Here is a 14,918-nt window from a genome sequence, read left to right as displayed (position 1 = left end):
GACAACCCCTTAGAAATAACCCTGACGTTTCTTTTCTTCCATCGAGCCTGCGCCATCGTGGTCGATGACCCGGCCCTGGCGTTCGGAAGTTCGCGTCAGGAGCATTTCCTGAATGATGTCGGTCAGGCTGGTGGCCTCGGACTCGACCGCACCGGTCAACGGGTAGTCACCCAGTGTACGGAAACGGACTTTCTTCTTGACGATGCGCGCCTTGTCTTCGTCGCTCAGGTGATTGAGCAGGCGTTCGTCGTCGATCATGATCCAGGTGCCATTCATCTCGATGACGTCGCGCTCGGCGGCGAAATACAGCGGCACGATCGGGATGCCTTCGAGGTAGATGTACTGCCAGATGTCCAGTTCGGTCCAGTTCGACAACGGGAAAACGCGGATCGATTCGCCCTTGTTGACGTTGCCGTTGTAGACGTTCCACAGCTCAGGACGCTGGTTTTTCGGGTCCCAGCGGTGCTTGGTGTCGCGGAAGGAATACACGCGCTCTTTGGCACGGGACTTCTCTTCGTCGCGGCGAGCGCCACCGAAAGCGGCGTCGAAACCGTACTTGTCGAGAGCTTGTTTAAGGCCTTCGGTCTTCATGATGTCGGTGTGCTTGGCGCTGCCGTGGGTCAGCGGGTTGATGCCCTGCGCGACGCCATCGGGGTTCACGTGCACGATCAGGTCCAGGCCGAGTTCTTCGACCATGCGGTCGCGGAACGCGTACATTTCCTGGAACTTCCACCGGGTGTCGACGTGCATCACCGGGAACGGCAGTTTGCCCGGGAAGAATGCCTTGCGCGCAAGGTGCAGCATCACGGCGGAGTCTTTACCGACGGAGTACAGCATCACCGGGTTATCGAACTCGGCGGCGACCTCGCGGATGATGTGGATGCTTTCGGCCTCCAGCTGTTTCAGATGCGTCAGTTTGTCGACCATGGCTACTCACGAAAACGATCTTATGGACGGCCAGCGGGCCGTGTTCGAGCGAGGAATCCTAGCACAGCGACCTCTTCTAATCAGGACGCCGACTAGATCGAAAGGGTATATGAATATACCCCCTCGTTTGGGCTACACGGCCTACTGCAGGAGCGGAGCTTGCTCGCGATGGCGATCTCCAGGACGCCATCGCCGGCAAGCCGTGCTCCTACAGGGGGAGCGAAAATCAAATCGGGTTGGGACAATCGATAAAGATGTGCTCCAGCGCGAAACGTCGCGCCAGGTAATCGCCTAACGCCTGTACACCATAACGCTCGGTGGCGTGGTGACCGGCGGCGATGAAGCTGATGTCGTTCTCCCGGGCGCTGTGGAAGGTCTGTTCGGACGCTTCACCGCTGAGGTACAGATCGACACCCGCCAACACAGCCTGATCGATGTAACCCTGGCCGCCACCAGTGCACCAGCCGACCCGGCGGATCATCTCGCTGCCTTCGATCAGCAGCGGTTCGCGGCCCATGACTTCCTGTACGCGGCGGGCGAAATCACGCGGCGTCACCGGTTCGCTCAGAGAGCCCACCAGACCGACAATTTTAAGGTTATCCGGATCGAGCGGGCCTTCGACGGTGATGTCCAGCTGACGCGCGAGCTGCACGTTGTTACCAACTTCGGGATGCAGATCCAGCGGCAGATGGTAGGACAGCAGGCTGATGTCGTGCTTGAGCAGAGTTTTCAGCCTGCGCTGCTTCATGCCGGTGATGCACGGGTTCTCGCCCTTCCAGAAATAACCGTGATGCACCAGCACCAGATCGGCCTGGGCCTCGACCGCAGCGTCCAGCAACGCCTGACTGGCGGTGACGCCACTGACGATGCGCATCACCTGCGGCCGACCTTCAACCTGTAACCCGTTGGGGCAATAATCGGCAATCTTTGCACTGTTCAGATAGCGGTCGGCTTCTTCGACCAGGGTGCTCAGGGCGACGGCCATAAAAGACTCCTAAATATCCCGTTCAGAGGCGCGCGCGGCCTCGTATAATGCGCGACATTATGGGCGGTCTCATACCGCCTGCAACCTTCCAGGACGTGCTTAATGCTCAAAGCGCTGCGTTTTTTCGGCTGGCCGCTGTTGGCCGGCGTGCTTATCGCTTTATTGATCATCCAGCGTTACCCGCAGTGGGTCGGGCTTCCGAGCCTCGACGTCAACCTGCAGCAAGCCCCACAAACCACCACGATGCAGCAAGGTCCGGTGTCATATGCCGACGCGGTCACCACCGCCGCGCCGTCGGTGGTGAACCTGTACACCACCAAGGTCATCAACAAACCGAACCATCCGCTGTTCGAGGACCCGCAGTTCCGCCGCTTCTTCGGCGACAATGCGCCCAAGCAGAAGCGCATGGAATCGAGCCTCGGCTCCGGCGTGATCATGAGCCCGGAAGGTTATCTGCTGACCAACAACCACGTGACCAGCGGCGCCGACCAGATTGTGGTCGCGTTGAAGGACGGCCGTGAAACCCTGGCTCGGGTCATCGGCAGCGACCCGGAAACCGACCTCGCCGTCCTTAAGATCGATCTGAAGAACCTGCCGTCGATCACCGTCGGCCGCTCCGACAACATCCGCATCGGCGACGTGGCCCTGGCCATCGGCAACCCGTTCGGCGTCGGCCAGACCGTGACCATGGGCATCATCAGCGCCACCGGCCGTAACCAGCTGGGCCTGAACAACTACGAAGACTTCATCCAGACCGACGCCGCGATCAACCCCGGCAACTCCGGCGGTGCGCTGGTGGACGCCAACGGCAACCTGACCGGCATCAACACCGCGATCTTCTCCAAGTCCGGCGGCTCGCAAGGCATCGGTTTCGCGATCCCGGTGAAACTGGCCATGGAAGTGATGAAGTCGATCATCGAACACGGCCAAGTGATTCGTGGCTGGCTGGGGATCGAAGTGCAGCCGTTGTCGCAGGAACTGGCGGAGTCGTTTGGTCTGTCGGGGCGCCCGGGTATCGTGGTCGCGGGGATTTTCCGTGACGGCCCGGCACAGAAGGCGGGCCTGCAGTTGGGTGACGTGATCCTCACCATCGACGGCGAACCGGCGGGCGATGGCCGTCGCTCGATGAATCAGGTGGCGCGGATCAAGCCGACCGACAAAGTCACGATTCTGGTGATGCGTAACGGCAAGGAGCTGAAGCTGACCGCGGAAATCGGTTTGCGCCCGCCGCCTGCTCCGGTCAAAGAGAAAGAAGAAGAGTAAGCAGTCAACACACACAATCTGTAGGAGCGTGGCTTACCCGCGAAGAACGATAACGCGGTGTACTTGATGCACCGTGTCATCGTTCTTCGCGGGCAAGCCACACTCCTACAGGGTCAGTGTTGGCTTAGAGGTCGCCGAGGCCGTCGATCAACGCCTGATTCTGCTCCGGCGTGCCAATGGAAATCCGCAGGAACTGGGCAATCCGCTCCTGCTTGAAGTGCCGGACGATCACGCCCTGCTCGCGCAGCTTCGCTGCCAGCCCCGCCGCATCGTGCTGCGGGTGACGGGCGAAAATGAAGTTCGCCGCCGACGGCAGCACTTCAAAGCCTTTAACCTGCAACTGCGAAATCACCCATTCACGGTTTTCGATCACCAGACGACACGTCTTGTCGAAGTACTCACGGTCCTCGAACGCAGCCGCTGCGCCGACATTCGCCATGCGATCCAGCGGGTACGAGTTGAAGCTGTTCTTGATCCGCTCCAGCGCCTCGATCAAATCCGGATGTCCGACCGCCAGGCCCACTCGCAGGCCAGCCAGTGAACGGGACTTGGACAAAGTCTGAGTGACCAGCACATTCGGATAACGGTCCACCAGACTGATCGCCGTTTCGCCACCGAAGTCGATGTAAGCCTCGTCCACCACGACCACCGAATCCGGGCTGGCCTTGAGGATTTGCTCAACCGCGTCCAGCGCCAGCAGGCAACCGGTCGGCGCGTTCGGGTTGGGGAAAATGATCCCGCCGTTCGGCTTGGCATAGTCCGCCGGGTTGATCTGGAACTGCTCATCCAGCGGCACCGCGTCGAATGTGATGCCATACAACCCGCAGTAAACCGGGTAGAAGCTGTAGCTGATGTCCGGGAACAGCAGCGGTTTATCGTGCTGCAGCAAACCGTGAAAAATGTGCGCAAGGACTTCATCGGAACCGTTGCCGAGAAACACCTGATTGCTCTGCACGCCGTAATACCTGGCGACTGCGTTCTTGAGCAAATCACTGTTCGGGTCCGGATACAGACGCAGGTTGTCGTTCAGCTCGGCCTGCATCGCCGCCAGGGCTTTTGGCGATGGACCGTAAGGATTTTCGTTGGTGTTGAGCTTCACCAGTTTCGCCAGTTTCGGCTGCTCGCCCGGCACGTAAGGCACCAGATTCTTGACGAACGGGCTCCAGAATTTACTCATGTTCAGTTTCCCTTTTGCTCGTCAACGATACGGTATTCGGCGCTGCGGGCGTGGGCGGTCAGCGACTCGCCACGGGCCAGCACGGAAGCGGTCTTGCCCAGATCGGACGCCCCCTGCTCGGAGCAGAAGATGATCGACGAGCGTTTCTGGAAGTCGTACACGCCCAGCGGCGACGAGAAGCGTGCGGTGCCGGAGGTTGGCAACACGTGGTTCGGGCCGGCGCAGTAGTCGCCCAAGGCTTCGGAGGTGTGACGCCCCATGAAGATCGCGCCCGCGTGACGGATCTGCGGCAACCAGGCTTGCGGGTCGGCGACCGACAACTCCAGGTGCTCCGGCGCGATACGGTTGGCCACTTCGATCGCCTGTTCCATGTCGCGCACCTTGATCAGCGCACCACGGCCATTGATCGAGGTTTCGATGATTTCGGCACGCTCCATGGTCGGCAGCAGTTTGGCGATGCTGGCAGCGACCTGATCGAGGAATTCGGCGTCCGGGCTGACCAGAATCGCCTGGGCATCTTCGTCGTGTTCGGCCTGGGAAAACAGGTCCATGGCGATCCAGTCCGGATCCGTCTTGCCATCGCACACCACGAGGATTTCCGACGGACCGGCGATCATGTCGATGCCGACCTGGCCAAATACGTGGCGTTTGGCGGTGGCCACATAGATGTTGCCCGGACCGACCACCTTGTCGACCTTCGGCACGCTTTCGGTGCCGTAAGCCAGCGCGGCGACGGCTTGTGCCCCGCCGATGGTGAAGACGCGGTCAACGCCGGCGATGCAGGCGGCGGCCAGCACCAGCTCGTTGAGTTCACCACGCGGGGTCGGCACCACCATGACCACTTCGGTCACGCCGGCAACCTTGGCCGGAATCGCGTTCATCAGTACGGACGACGGGTAAGACGCCTTGCCGCCAGGCACGTACAGACCGGCGCGATCCAGTGGCGTGACCTTCTGGCCGAGCACGGTGCCATCGGCTTCGGTGTAGCTCCAGGAATCCTGTTTTTGCTTCTCGTGGTAGCTGCGCACGCGGGCCGCGGCTTTTTCCAGGGCTTCGCGCTGAGGCACGGTGATTCGGGTCAGGGCCAGTTCCAGGCGTTCGCGCGGCAGGATCAGGTCGGCCATCGAGGCGACGTCCAGGCCGTCGAACTGCCGGGTGAACTCCACCAGCGCCGCATCGCCACGCTCACGCACGGCTTTGATGATGTCCAGCACCCGCTGATTGACCGAGTCGTCAGACACACTTTCCCAGCTCAGCAGATGATCCAGATGATGTGCGAAATCCGGGTCAGCAGCGTTGAGTCGGCGAATTGCAGTCAGTGCGGTCATAGCGAGAGCCTCATAGGATTGGCAAAAACTCAGGCGCCCGAAGCTAACATTCGATCCGCTTGGGCACCTGAGAATTCTGGCTATGAGGCGGATAGACGGCGCGCCTTGCGGTCGCGCAGGTGAATCAGCCGCGGTGTCGAGACTCCACTGCCTTGCGCAGGGTGTCGATCAACGCCTGGATACGGGCGTGCTGCATTTTCATCGAAGCTTTGTTGACGATCAGCCGGGAGCTGATGTCGGCAATGAAATCCTGAGGTTCCAGGCCATTGGCGCGCAGCGTATTGCCGGTGTCGACCACGTCGATGATCTTGTCCGCCAGACCGATCAGCGGCGCCAGCTCCATCGAGCCGTAGAGCTTGATGATGTCGACCTGACGACCCTGTTCGGCGTAATAGCGCTTGGCAACGTTGACGAACTTGGTTGCCACGCGCAGACGGCCCTTGGGCTCGACATCGCCGACGCGGCCAGCGGTCATCAGCTTGCAGAGGGCAATTCGCAGGTCCAGAGGCTCGTACAGGCCCTGGCCACCGTATTCCATCAGCACATCTTTACCGGCGACGCCCAGGTCAGCGGCACCATGCTCGACGTAAGTCGGCACGTCGGTGGCGCGCACGATCAGCAGGCGCACATCGGCCTGGGTCGTGGGGATGATCAGCTTGCGGCTTTTGTCCGGATTCTCGGTCGGCACGATGCCAGCTTCAGCCAGAAGCGGCAGGGTGTCGTCAAGGATGCGGCCCTTGGACAGTGCGATGGTCAACATGGGAAACGTCAGTCCTTATCAGGCTACTGATGCCCGGTCGCAAATGGCGCCGGACACACATCGAGGGCTCTCTCAATAAATGAAAAGACGCCCCCGACTTGAAACGAATTCAACGGGCACATCCTTATGCCCATGCAGCAAAAAAACTAGCCCGGTACGCGACGGATCTTCGCGCCGAGCATCTGCAGTTTCTCTTCGATGCACTCGTAACCACGGTCGATGTGGTAGATGCGGTCGATCAGAGTGTCGCCTTCAGCGATCAGGGCCGAGATCACCAGGCTGGCCGAAGCTCGCAGGTCGGTCGCCATGACTGGCGCGCCTTTCAGCTTCTCGGTGCCGGTAACGATAGCGGTGTTGCCTTCGACCTGGATCTTGGCGCCCATGCGGTGCAATTCGTACACGTGCATGAAACGGTTTTCGAAGATCGTCTCGATCACCGCACCGGTGCCTTCGGCAATGGCGTTGAGCGAGATGAACTGCGCCTGCATGTCGGTCGGGAACGCCGGGTACGGAGCGGTCCGCACGTTGACGGCTTTTGGCCGCTTGCCGTGCATGTTCAGCTCGATCCAGTCTTCGCCGCAGGTGATTTCGGCACCCGACTCACGCAGCTTTTCCAGAACGGCTTCGAGGATGGTCGGATCCGTGTCCTTGACCTTCACGCGACCGCCGGTCACGGCGGCAGCCACCAGGTAGGTGCCGGTTTCGATACGGTCAGGCATCACTTTGTAAGTGGTGGTGTGCAGACGCTCGACGCCATCGATGGTGATGGTGTCGGTGCCGGCGCCAGTGATCTTGGCACCCATGGCGATCAGGAAGTTCGCCAGGTCGACGACTTCAGGCTCGCGCGCGGCGTTGGCCAGAACGCTGCGGCCCTTGGCCAGAGCGGCGGCCATCATGATGTTTTCGGTACCGGTCACGCTGACGGTGTCGAAGAAGAAGTGCGCACCGCGCAGGCCGCCTTCAGGGGCCTTGGCCTTGATGTAGCCGCCTTCGACGTCGATGACCGCGCCCATGGCTTCAAGACCACGGATGTGCAGGTCCACCGGACGCGAACCGATGGCGCAACCGCCAGGCAGTGCGACTTCGGCTTCACCGAAACGGGCAACCATCGGGCCCAGTACCAGGATCGACGCACGCATGGTTTTCACCAGTTCGTACGGGGCGATCAGGGTCTTGATGGTGCGCGGATCGATTTCGACGCTGAGCTTCTCGTCGATCACCGGCTCGATGCCCATGCGACCGAACAGTTCGATCATGGTGGTGATGTCATGCAGGTGCGGCAGGTTGGCAACGGTAACCGGGCCATCGCACAGCAAGGTTGCAGCCAGGATCGGCAGGGCAGAGTTCTTTGCCCCGGAAATGCGGATCTCGCCATCAAGACGAGCGCCACCGGTAATAATCAATTTATCCATAAGAATCTCGACGCCCTTGGGCTCAGGTGCGCTCGGCCCAGGCCGCGCTGCTGAAAAATTTCATAGTGACCGCATGGATGCTGCCATCGGTGATCCATGGGTTCAAATGGGCATAGACCTGCTGCTGACGCTTCACCGGGCTCAACGCCGCCAGTTCATCGCTAATCACGTTCAGCTGAAAGTTGCAGCCTTCGCCTTCAACTTCCACCTGTGTGTTCGGCAGCTTTGCTTCAAGGAAGCTCTTCACTTCTACGGCCTGCATGCTCAACCTCAATCGGCGCCCTGTGCGCGCGGGTCGGACATCATACAAAAAAGCCCCGCGCCTGCGAACCCCGCGAAGCAGGACTCTGACGGGGGGCCTTCTTATCGATGCGGTTAGGGATGCGCCAACAGCTCGGTCAATTCGCTGACCTGAGCAATTTCACGCATGTCTTCGGGCATTGCACGGATGCTCAGCGGCTTGCCGACCTCCTGGGCATCACGCATGAAACACAGCAGCAGCGACAAGCCGACACTGCTGGACTTCAACACCGCCGAACAATCCACCACCAATGCGGCGGCCTTGCTGGCCTTGATCAGCGCCTGGCCCTGCTTGCGCAGGCCCGGGCCAGTGCGGTAGTCCAGCATCCCGCTGAGCATCAGCTCGCCGGATTCGCTCATGCGAATGGCCGATACACTCATTGGGCTTGCTTCTCGGGGGTTTGCTTCTCGCTGGCTTCCTTGGCTTTGGCGACTTCACCGGCCCAACCATTGATGGTCTTGTCCAGGTCGTTGCCATTGCGCTGCATCGCATCAGCGAACTGATCACGGAACAGCTTGCCGATGTTGATGCCATTGATGATCACGTTGCGCAGCTTCCACTCGCCATTGATCTTTTCGAGCGTGTAGGACACAGGATAGATCGCGCCGTTGCTGCCCTTGACCGTCATGCCAACGCTGGTGCGGTCTCCCGACTCGTCTTTGGCCGGATCAACGGTGATGCCCTGGTTGTTGTACTCAAGCAAAGCATTGCCATAGAACTGGAACAGGCCCTTCTTGAAGTTTTCTTCGAAGGTTTTCATCTGTGCCGGCGTGGCCTTGCGCGAATATTTGACCGTCATGATGCTCTTGGAGATGCCCTCGGCATCCACCACAGGGCCGACGATGGTGTTCAGCGCCGTGTAAAAGTCCTGCGGATCCTGTTTGTACTTCTCTTTGTTGGCGGACAGATCAGCCAGCAAACGGGTCGTGGTGTCCTGTACCAGTTCGTGCGCGGAAGGCGCCGCCACGGCGTTAGCCACCAACGGCAGAGCCGTGAGTAATACCAACAGGCCACGTCGCAAGGTAGAGATCATTCAAAAGCTCCTCATTTGGCGTCTTTGCTAACGGTATTGAGCAGGAATTTACCGATCAGGTCCTCAAGCACCAGCGACGACTGGGTGTCGTGGATGGTTCCACCATCCTTGAGCAGGCCTTCTTCGCCGCCCACGCTGATACCGATGTATTTCTCGCCCAACAGGCCAGCAGTCAGAATAGATGCAGTGGAGTCAGTCGGCAGGTTATCTACGCGCTTTTCCAGTTGCATCGTCACCCGACCGGTGAAGCTGTCGCGGTCCAGATCGATCGCCGTGACCTTGCCGATGGTCACGCCGGCCATGGTCACTTTAGCTCTGACCGTCAAACCGGCGATATTGTCGAAATAGGCATAAAGTTTATATGTATCGGTGGTTGCGCTCGGGGACAGGCCACTCACCCGCAACGCCAGCAACAGCAAAGCCAGGATGCCAGCCAGCAAGAAAAGGCCGACACCGATTTCCAGGGTGCGGTTTTGCATCAGAAATCTCCAAACATCAAGGCGGTCAGAATAAAGTCCAGGCCGAGTACAGCCAACGAGGCATACACAACGGTCTTGGTAGTGGCACGACTGATCCCCTCGGATGTGGGCTCGCAGTCATAGCCTTGGAATACGGCGATCCAGGTCACGACAAAGGCGAAGACGATACTTTTGATGATGCCGTTGAGCACATCGTCAGTGAACGTCACGCTGTTCTGCATGTTGGACCAGTAGGAACCTTCATACACACCCAGCCAGTCGACAGCCACCCACGAACCGCCCCAGATACCCACCACGCTGAAAATCATCGCCAGCACCGGCAGGGAAATGAAGCCGGCCCACAGGCGCGGGGCAATGATGTACTTGAGCGGGTCGACACCAATCATTTCCAGACTGGACAGCTGTTCGGTGGATTTCATGTTGCCGATTTCAGCCGTCAGGGCCGAACCGGCGCGTCCGGCGAACAGCAATGCCGTGACCACAGGCCCCAGTTCGCGCAGCAAGGTCAGGGCAACCATCTGCCCGACCGCCTGTTCAGAACCGTAGCTGGACAGAATGTTGAAGCCTTGCAGCGCCAGCACCATGCCGATGAACACCCCGGAGACCACAATGATCACCAGGGACATCACGCCCACCGAATGCAGTTGCTTGATCAGCAGGCCGAAACCGCCGCCGATGCCGCCTCGACCGAGCAAGGCATGAAACAGGAATATCGTCGAACGGCCGAACACCGCCAGCACGTCGATGCCGGCGTGGCCGAACCGGCGCACGCGTTCTATGAGTGAAATCTTGCGCATCAACGCTTCCCCAGAAGATCTGCGCGGAAATCCGTCGCTGGAAAGTGGTATGCGACCGGGCCGTCAGGTTCGCCGGTCATGAATTGGCGAATCCGTGGCTCCTGCGAGTTCATCAGCTCCTCGGGCGTGCCCTGCCCCAACACCTGGCCTTCGCCGACCACGTAGATGTAGTCAGCGATGCTCGCGGTCTCGGCCAGGTCGTGGGAGACCACGATGCTGGTGATGCCCAGGGCATCGTTGAGCAGGCGAATCAAACGCACCAAGACGCCCATGGCGATCGGGTCCTGACCGACGAATGGTTCGTCATACATGAGAATCTGCGGATCCAGGGCAATCGCCCGGGCCAGTGCGACACGACGCTTCATGCCGCCGGACAGCTCGTCAGGCATCAGGTCGATGGCGCCACGCAGGCCCACGGCCTGTAATTTGAGCAGGACAATGTCCCGGATCATTTCTTCCGGAAGCTCGGTATGAACGCGCAGGGGAAAGGCAACGTTCTCGAACACGTCGAGATCGGTAAACAGTGCGCCACTCTGAAACAGCACACCCATGTGTTTACGCGCATCGAACAAATCACTGCGCGACAGTTTCGGCAGGTTCTGACCGTTGACCCAGACTTCACCCTTGGTCGGACGCAATTGGGCGCCCATCAAACGCAACAGCGTGGTCTTGCCACACCCGGAAGGCCCCATGATGCCGGTGACCTTGCCGCGCGGAATACGGATATCGACGTTATTGAAAATGCTGCGCGCACCGCGCTTGAAGGTCAGTCCCTTCAGCTCGACCGCGTAGGCGTTATCGGCACTCATCTAAACTCCTTGCGATGCAGCCTCTCACTCGGACGCCTGACTTTCTGACGAAAGCACATACCTCCCCGGGCAGGCCGAACTGGCGGCGAACTATATCACTGCAAAGGCAAAGCGCCCAAGGGCCAAGCCGGGTCATGTTCAGCGACATGGCGTGCAAATGCTTCATTTAAAGGGATTCGGTAACAGGGAATGTCAAAGCGCGACGAACTTGCGTGAGGGTTTCGATCATTACCGCTATAATCGCCGCCTTTTCATCAGGCTATACGATTTCTGACATGAGCCAATCCAGCGACCTGATTCAATCAGCACAACGCACCATCCGCCTCGAACTGGAAGCCGTACAAGGCTTGCTGCCCCATATCGACGCAGATTTCGTACGCGCTTGCGAGATGATTCTGGGCAGCAAAGGCCGCGTGGTCGTGGTCGGCATGGGCAAATCGGGGCACATCGGCAACAAGATTGCCGCCACCCTGGCCAGCACCGGCACCACGGCGTTCTTCGTGCACCCGGCCGAAGCCAGCCACGGCGACATGGGCATGATTACCCGCGACGACATCATCCTGGCCCTGTCGAACTCCGGTTCCACCAATGAAATCGTCACCCTGCTGCCGCTGATCAAACGCCTGGGCATCAAATTGATCAGCGTGACCGGCAACCCCGACTCCCCGCTGGCCAAGGCTGCCGAGGTCAATCTCAACGTGCATGTCGAACACGAAGCCTGCCCGCTGAACCTGGCACCGACATCGTCGACCACCGCCGCCCTGGTCATGGGCGATGCCCTGGCCGTTGCGCTGCTCGAAGCCCGCGGCTTCACCGCTGAAGACTTCGCCTTTTCCCACCCCGGTGGCGCGCTGGGCCGACGCCTGCTGCTGAAAGTGGAAAACGTCATGCACGCCGGGCAGGAGTTGCCGCAAGTCCAGCGCGGGACGCTGCTCAAGGACGCGCTGATGGAAATGACCCGCAAGGGCCTGGGCATGACCGTTATTCTGGAAGCCGACGGCAAACTCGCCGGGATCTTCACCGACGGCGATTTGCGCCGCACCCTGGATCGCAGCATCGATATTCACAGCGCCACGATCGACCAGGTCATGACCGCCCACGGCAAGACTGCCCGCGCCGAGATGCTCGCCGCCGAGGCCTTGAAAATCATGGAAGACCATAAAATCAACGCACTGGTCGTGGTCGACAGCGAAGACCGCCCGGTCGGCGCCTTGAACATGCACGACTTGTTGCGTGCGGGAGTAATGTAATGAGCACGGACCTGCTGCAACGCGGCAAACAGATCAAACTGGCGGTATTCGACGTCGACGGCGTCCTGACCGACGGACGCCTGTACTTCCTTGAAGACGGCAGCGAATTCAAGACCTTCAACACACTCGACGGCCAAGGCATCAAGATGTTGATGGCAGCCGGCGTGCAGACCGCTATCATCAGCGGCCGCAAGACCCCGGTAGTCGAGCGCCGGGCGAAGAACCTCGGCATTCCCCACCTGTATCAGGGTCGCGAAGATAAACTGGTGGTGCTGGACGAACTTCTCGCCCAACTCAACCTAAGCTATGAGCAAGTCGCCTACCTCGGTGACGACCTGCCAGACCTGCCGGTGATTCGCCGCGTCGGCCTGGGCATGGCGGTGGCCAATGCCGCCAGCTTCGTGCGCGAACACGCCCATGGCATCACCCAGGCCCGTGGCGGCGAGGGTGCCGCCCGCGAATTCTGCGAACTGATCTTGCGCGCCCAAGACCGCCTCGATGCGGCCAACGCTGCGTACCTGTGAGCCAACTATGCTGAGCAAGAAATTTCGCAACATCCTGGTGTTCGGTTGCATCGCAGCGATTTTTGCGGCGGTCGGCTACTGGAACATCAGCCCGGAACGCTTCCTCGACAAGCCGGCAGTCAAGGTCGACGAGACCAGGATCGACTGGTACGCGACCAACACGCACACGCTCCAGTATCTCGAAGACGGCAAATTGCAGTACGAAATGACGTCTGACAAAGCCGAGCACTTGAAAGCGACCGATGTCACCCTGGTCACCAAGCCGGACCTCAACATGTTCCGGGGCACCGAGTTCCCGTGGCACGTGACCAGCGAGCACGCCGAGGTGAACTCCGGTGGCACTGAAGTCGAGTTGATCGACAACGTGCGCGTGAAGCGTACCGACGAAAAGAATCGCGACACCCTGATCACCAGCACCCGCATGACAGTGTTCCCGCAACAGCAATATGCGCAGACCGATCAACCCGTTAGAATCGACGGCGCTGGTGGTGTCTCGACTGGCAAGGGAATGAAAGCGTATTTGAAAGAAAGCAGGATACACCTGCTATCGAACGTAAGAGGACAGTATGAGGCTCGTTAAAACTCTCCCTATTTTGCTCGGTCTGGGCGCAGCACTGGGAAGCGTGAGCGCCTGGGCTCTGCCGAACGATCAACAGCAGCCTATCCGTATCCAGGCCGACGATGCCCAACTGGACGACAAGAATGGCGTTGCCACCTACACCGGCGACGTGATCATCACCCAGGGCTCGATGAAGGTTACCGGCAACAAGGTCACCATCACCCGCACCGCGGCCGGTGACATTGACGTGGTGACTTCGGTGGGCAACCTGGCCTACTTCGAGCAGCTGCAGACCGCTGGCGACACCAAGCCGGTTCAGGGCTACGGCGTCACTATCCAGTATCACGCCTCGCAAGACCGCGTCGTGCTGATCGACAAGGCGAAAGTCATCGACAAGGACGGCAACGTTACCCAAGGCGAGAAAATCGTCTACGACACCAACAAAAAGCTTGCCAGCGCCGGCCGTGCCACAGGCACCAACGTGACCGAGTCGCGTCCGCGCATCGACATGGTGATCCAGCCGAAAAAGAAAACCGAAGAGCAAAAGGCCCCGTAATGGCAACTCTGAAAGCTCAGCATCTGGCCAAGAGCTACAAGAGCCGTCAGGTCGTGCGCGACGTCAGCCTGTCCATCGACAGCGGTCAAATCGTCGGCCTGCTTGGCCCTAACGGTGCCGGCAAGACCACTTGCTTCTACATGATCGTCGGCCTGGTCCAGGCCGATCAGGGCCGCGTCCTGATCGACGATCTGGACGTCAGCCACCAGCCGATGCACGGTCGTGCGAAGGCCGGTATCGGCTATCTCCCGCAAGAAGCGTCGATCTTCCGCAAACTCTCGGTCGCCGACAACATCATGGCGATCCTCGAGACCCGCAAGGAACTCGACAAGGCCGATCGTCGCAAAGAACTGGAAAGCCTGCTGCAGGAATTCCACATCAGCCACATCCGCGACAACCTCGGCATGAGCCTGTCCGGTGGTGAACGCCGCCGCGTGGAAATCGCCCGGGCACTGGCAACCAACCCGAAATTCATCCTCCTCGACGAACCCTTCGCCGGCGTGGACCCGATTTCGGTGGGCGACATCAAGCAGATCATCTACCACCTCAAGGCCAAGGGCATTGGCGTGCTGATCACTGACCACAACGTCCGTGAAACCCTGGATATCTGCGAAACCGCCTACATCGTCAACGATGGCCAGCTGATCGCCGAAGGTGACTCTGCCACCATCCTGGCCAACGACCTCGTGAAAGAAGTCTATCTGGGCCATGAGTTCCGCCTTTAAGCACTGAGGTGTCTGGCTGGTTGCCCGAGCGCC

General features: G+C 59.8%; 18 protein-coding genes. 6 read left to right on the top strand and 12 right to left on the bottom strand.

The window, feature by feature from the left end:
- Nucleotides 1-9: 9 nt before the first annotated feature.
- Nucleotides 10-927 carry a sulfate adenylyltransferase subunit CysD gene (gene cysD, locus PMI01S_RS04215; RefSeq protein ID WP_054049875.1) on the bottom strand — a complete coding sequence of 306 codons (918 nt, stop codon included), beginning with the start codon at nt 925-927 and terminating at the stop codon, nt 10-12.
- A gap of 226 nt (nt 928-1,153) precedes the next feature.
- Nucleotides 1,154-1,912, bottom strand: coding sequence for a Nif3-like dinuclear metal center hexameric protein (locus PMI01S_RS04205; RefSeq protein ID WP_008026945.1), 759 nt, complete (start codon nt 1,910-1,912; stop codon nt 1,154-1,156).
- 102 nt (nt 1,913-2,014) lie between these two features.
- On the opposite strand from PMI01S_RS04205, the gene algW reads away from it, so the two are divergent.
- Complete coding sequence (algW, locus tag PMI01S_RS04200; protein ID WP_084318122.1) at nt 2,015-3,175, top strand: Do family serine endopeptidase AlgW; 1,161 nt, start codon at nt 2,015-2,017, stop codon at nt 3,173-3,175.
- Between the two features lie 124 nt (nt 3,176-3,299).
- Here the strand turns inward: algW and hisC are convergent, their stop codons facing one another.
- The 10 genes from hisC to PMI01S_RS04150 all read right to left on the bottom strand — a co-directional run bounded on the left by hisC (nt 3,300) and on the right by PMI01S_RS04150 (nt 11,271).
- Entirely contained in the window at nt 3,300-4,352 is a 1,053-nt protein-coding gene (gene hisC / locus PMI01S_RS04195; RefSeq protein WP_084318121.1) for a histidinol-phosphate transaminase, read from the bottom strand.
- A gap of 2 nt (nt 4,353-4,354) precedes the next feature.
- Nucleotides 4,355-5,680 (bottom strand): histidinol dehydrogenase, encoded by a 1,326-nt coding sequence (gene hisD / locus PMI01S_RS04190; protein ID WP_084318120.1) that lies wholly within the window; start codon nt 5,678-5,680, stop codon nt 4,355-4,357.
- Nucleotides 5,681-5,804: 124 nt separating this feature from the next.
- The gene (hisG, locus tag PMI01S_RS04185; protein ID WP_007901570.1) at nt 5,805-6,440 is read right to left on the bottom strand and encodes an ATP phosphoribosyltransferase; all 636 of its coding nucleotides are present in this window, start codon (nt 6,438-6,440) and stop codon (nt 5,805-5,807) included.
- 146 nt (nt 6,441-6,586) lie between these two features.
- Nucleotides 6,587-7,852 carry a UDP-N-acetylglucosamine 1-carboxyvinyltransferase gene (gene murA / locus PMI01S_RS04180; RefSeq protein WP_017336551.1) on the bottom strand — a complete coding sequence of 422 codons (1,266 nt, stop codon included), beginning with the start codon at nt 7,850-7,852 and terminating at the stop codon, nt 6,587-6,589.
- A gap of 22 nt (nt 7,853-7,874) precedes the next feature.
- The gene (locus PMI01S_RS04175; RefSeq protein ID WP_084318119.1) at nt 7,875-8,114 is read right to left on the bottom strand and encodes a BolA family protein; all 240 of its coding nucleotides are present in this window, start codon (nt 8,112-8,114) and stop codon (nt 7,875-7,877) included.
- 113 nt (nt 8,115-8,227) lie between these two features.
- On the bottom strand, nt 8,228-8,533 hold the full coding sequence (locus PMI01S_RS04170) for an STAS domain-containing protein (RefSeq protein ID WP_084318118.1): 306 nt from the start codon (nt 8,531-8,533) through the stop codon (nt 8,228-8,230).
- Entirely contained in the window at nt 8,530-9,186 is a 657-nt protein-coding gene (locus tag PMI01S_RS04165; RefSeq protein WP_084318117.1) for an MlaC/ttg2D family ABC transporter substrate-binding protein, read from the bottom strand. The genes PMI01S_RS04170 and PMI01S_RS04165 overlap by 4 nt, the downstream gene beginning before the upstream one ends.
- A gap of 11 nt (nt 9,187-9,197) precedes the next feature.
- Nucleotides 9,198-9,665, bottom strand: a complete 468-nt coding sequence (mlaD, locus tag PMI01S_RS04160; RefSeq protein ID WP_010463308.1) for an outer membrane lipid asymmetry maintenance protein MlaD — start codon at nt 9,663-9,665, stop codon at nt 9,198-9,200.
- Nucleotides 9,665-10,462 (bottom strand): lipid asymmetry maintenance ABC transporter permease subunit MlaE, encoded by a 798-nt coding sequence (mlaE, locus tag PMI01S_RS04155; protein WP_084318116.1) that lies wholly within the window; start codon nt 10,460-10,462, stop codon nt 9,665-9,667. The genes mlaD and mlaE overlap by 1 nt, the downstream gene beginning before the upstream one ends.
- Complete coding sequence (locus tag PMI01S_RS04150) at nt 10,462-11,271, bottom strand: ATP-binding cassette domain-containing protein (RefSeq protein ID WP_084318115.1); 810 nt, start codon at nt 11,269-11,271, stop codon at nt 10,462-10,464. Before PMI01S_RS04150 ends, mlaE begins: the two co-directional genes overlap by 1 nt.
- Before the next feature lie 275 nt (nt 11,272-11,546).
- Here PMI01S_RS04150 and PMI01S_RS04145 point away from each other — a divergent pair, with 275 nt between their 5' ends.
- Genes PMI01S_RS04145 through lptB form a run of 5 tightly spaced genes read left to right on the top strand, consistent with a single transcriptional unit; the run spans nt 11,547 to nt 14,885 of the window.
- On the top strand, nt 11,547-12,521 hold the full coding sequence (locus PMI01S_RS04145; RefSeq protein ID WP_084318114.1) for a KpsF/GutQ family sugar-phosphate isomerase: 975 nt from the start codon (nt 11,547-11,549) through the stop codon (nt 12,519-12,521).
- Nucleotides 12,521-13,045, top strand: coding sequence for a KdsC family phosphatase (locus PMI01S_RS04140; protein WP_084318113.1), 525 nt, complete (start codon nt 12,521-12,523; stop codon nt 13,043-13,045). The genes PMI01S_RS04145 and PMI01S_RS04140 overlap by 1 nt, the downstream gene beginning before the upstream one ends.
- A gap of 7 nt (nt 13,046-13,052) precedes the next feature.
- The gene (lptC, locus tag PMI01S_RS04135) at nt 13,053-13,625 is read left to right on the top strand and encodes an LPS export ABC transporter periplasmic protein LptC (RefSeq protein WP_084318112.1); all 573 of its coding nucleotides are present in this window, start codon (nt 13,053-13,055) and stop codon (nt 13,623-13,625) included.
- Nucleotides 13,612-14,160: a lipopolysaccharide transport periplasmic protein LptA gene (gene lptA / locus PMI01S_RS04130; protein WP_017336542.1), complete on the top strand. Its 549-nt coding sequence runs from the start codon at nt 13,612-13,614 to the stop codon at nt 14,158-14,160. Before lptC ends, lptA begins: the two co-directional genes overlap by 14 nt.
- Nucleotides 14,160-14,885 (top strand): LPS export ABC transporter ATP-binding protein, encoded by a 726-nt coding sequence (lptB, locus tag PMI01S_RS04125; protein ID WP_017336541.1) that lies wholly within the window; start codon nt 14,160-14,162, stop codon nt 14,883-14,885. Before lptA ends, lptB begins: the two co-directional genes overlap by 1 nt.
- The last annotated feature ends 33 nt before the right edge of the window (nt 14,886-14,918 follow it).

The sequence above is a fragment of the Pseudomonas migulae NBRC 103157 genome, assembly GCF_002091715.1.
Lineage (GTDB): Bacteria > Pseudomonadota > Gammaproteobacteria > Pseudomonadales > Pseudomonadaceae > Aquipseudomonas > Aquipseudomonas migulae_A.
Note: the sequence above shows the minus strand (reverse complement) of the source record. Positions and strands in the feature narration are given on the sequence as shown.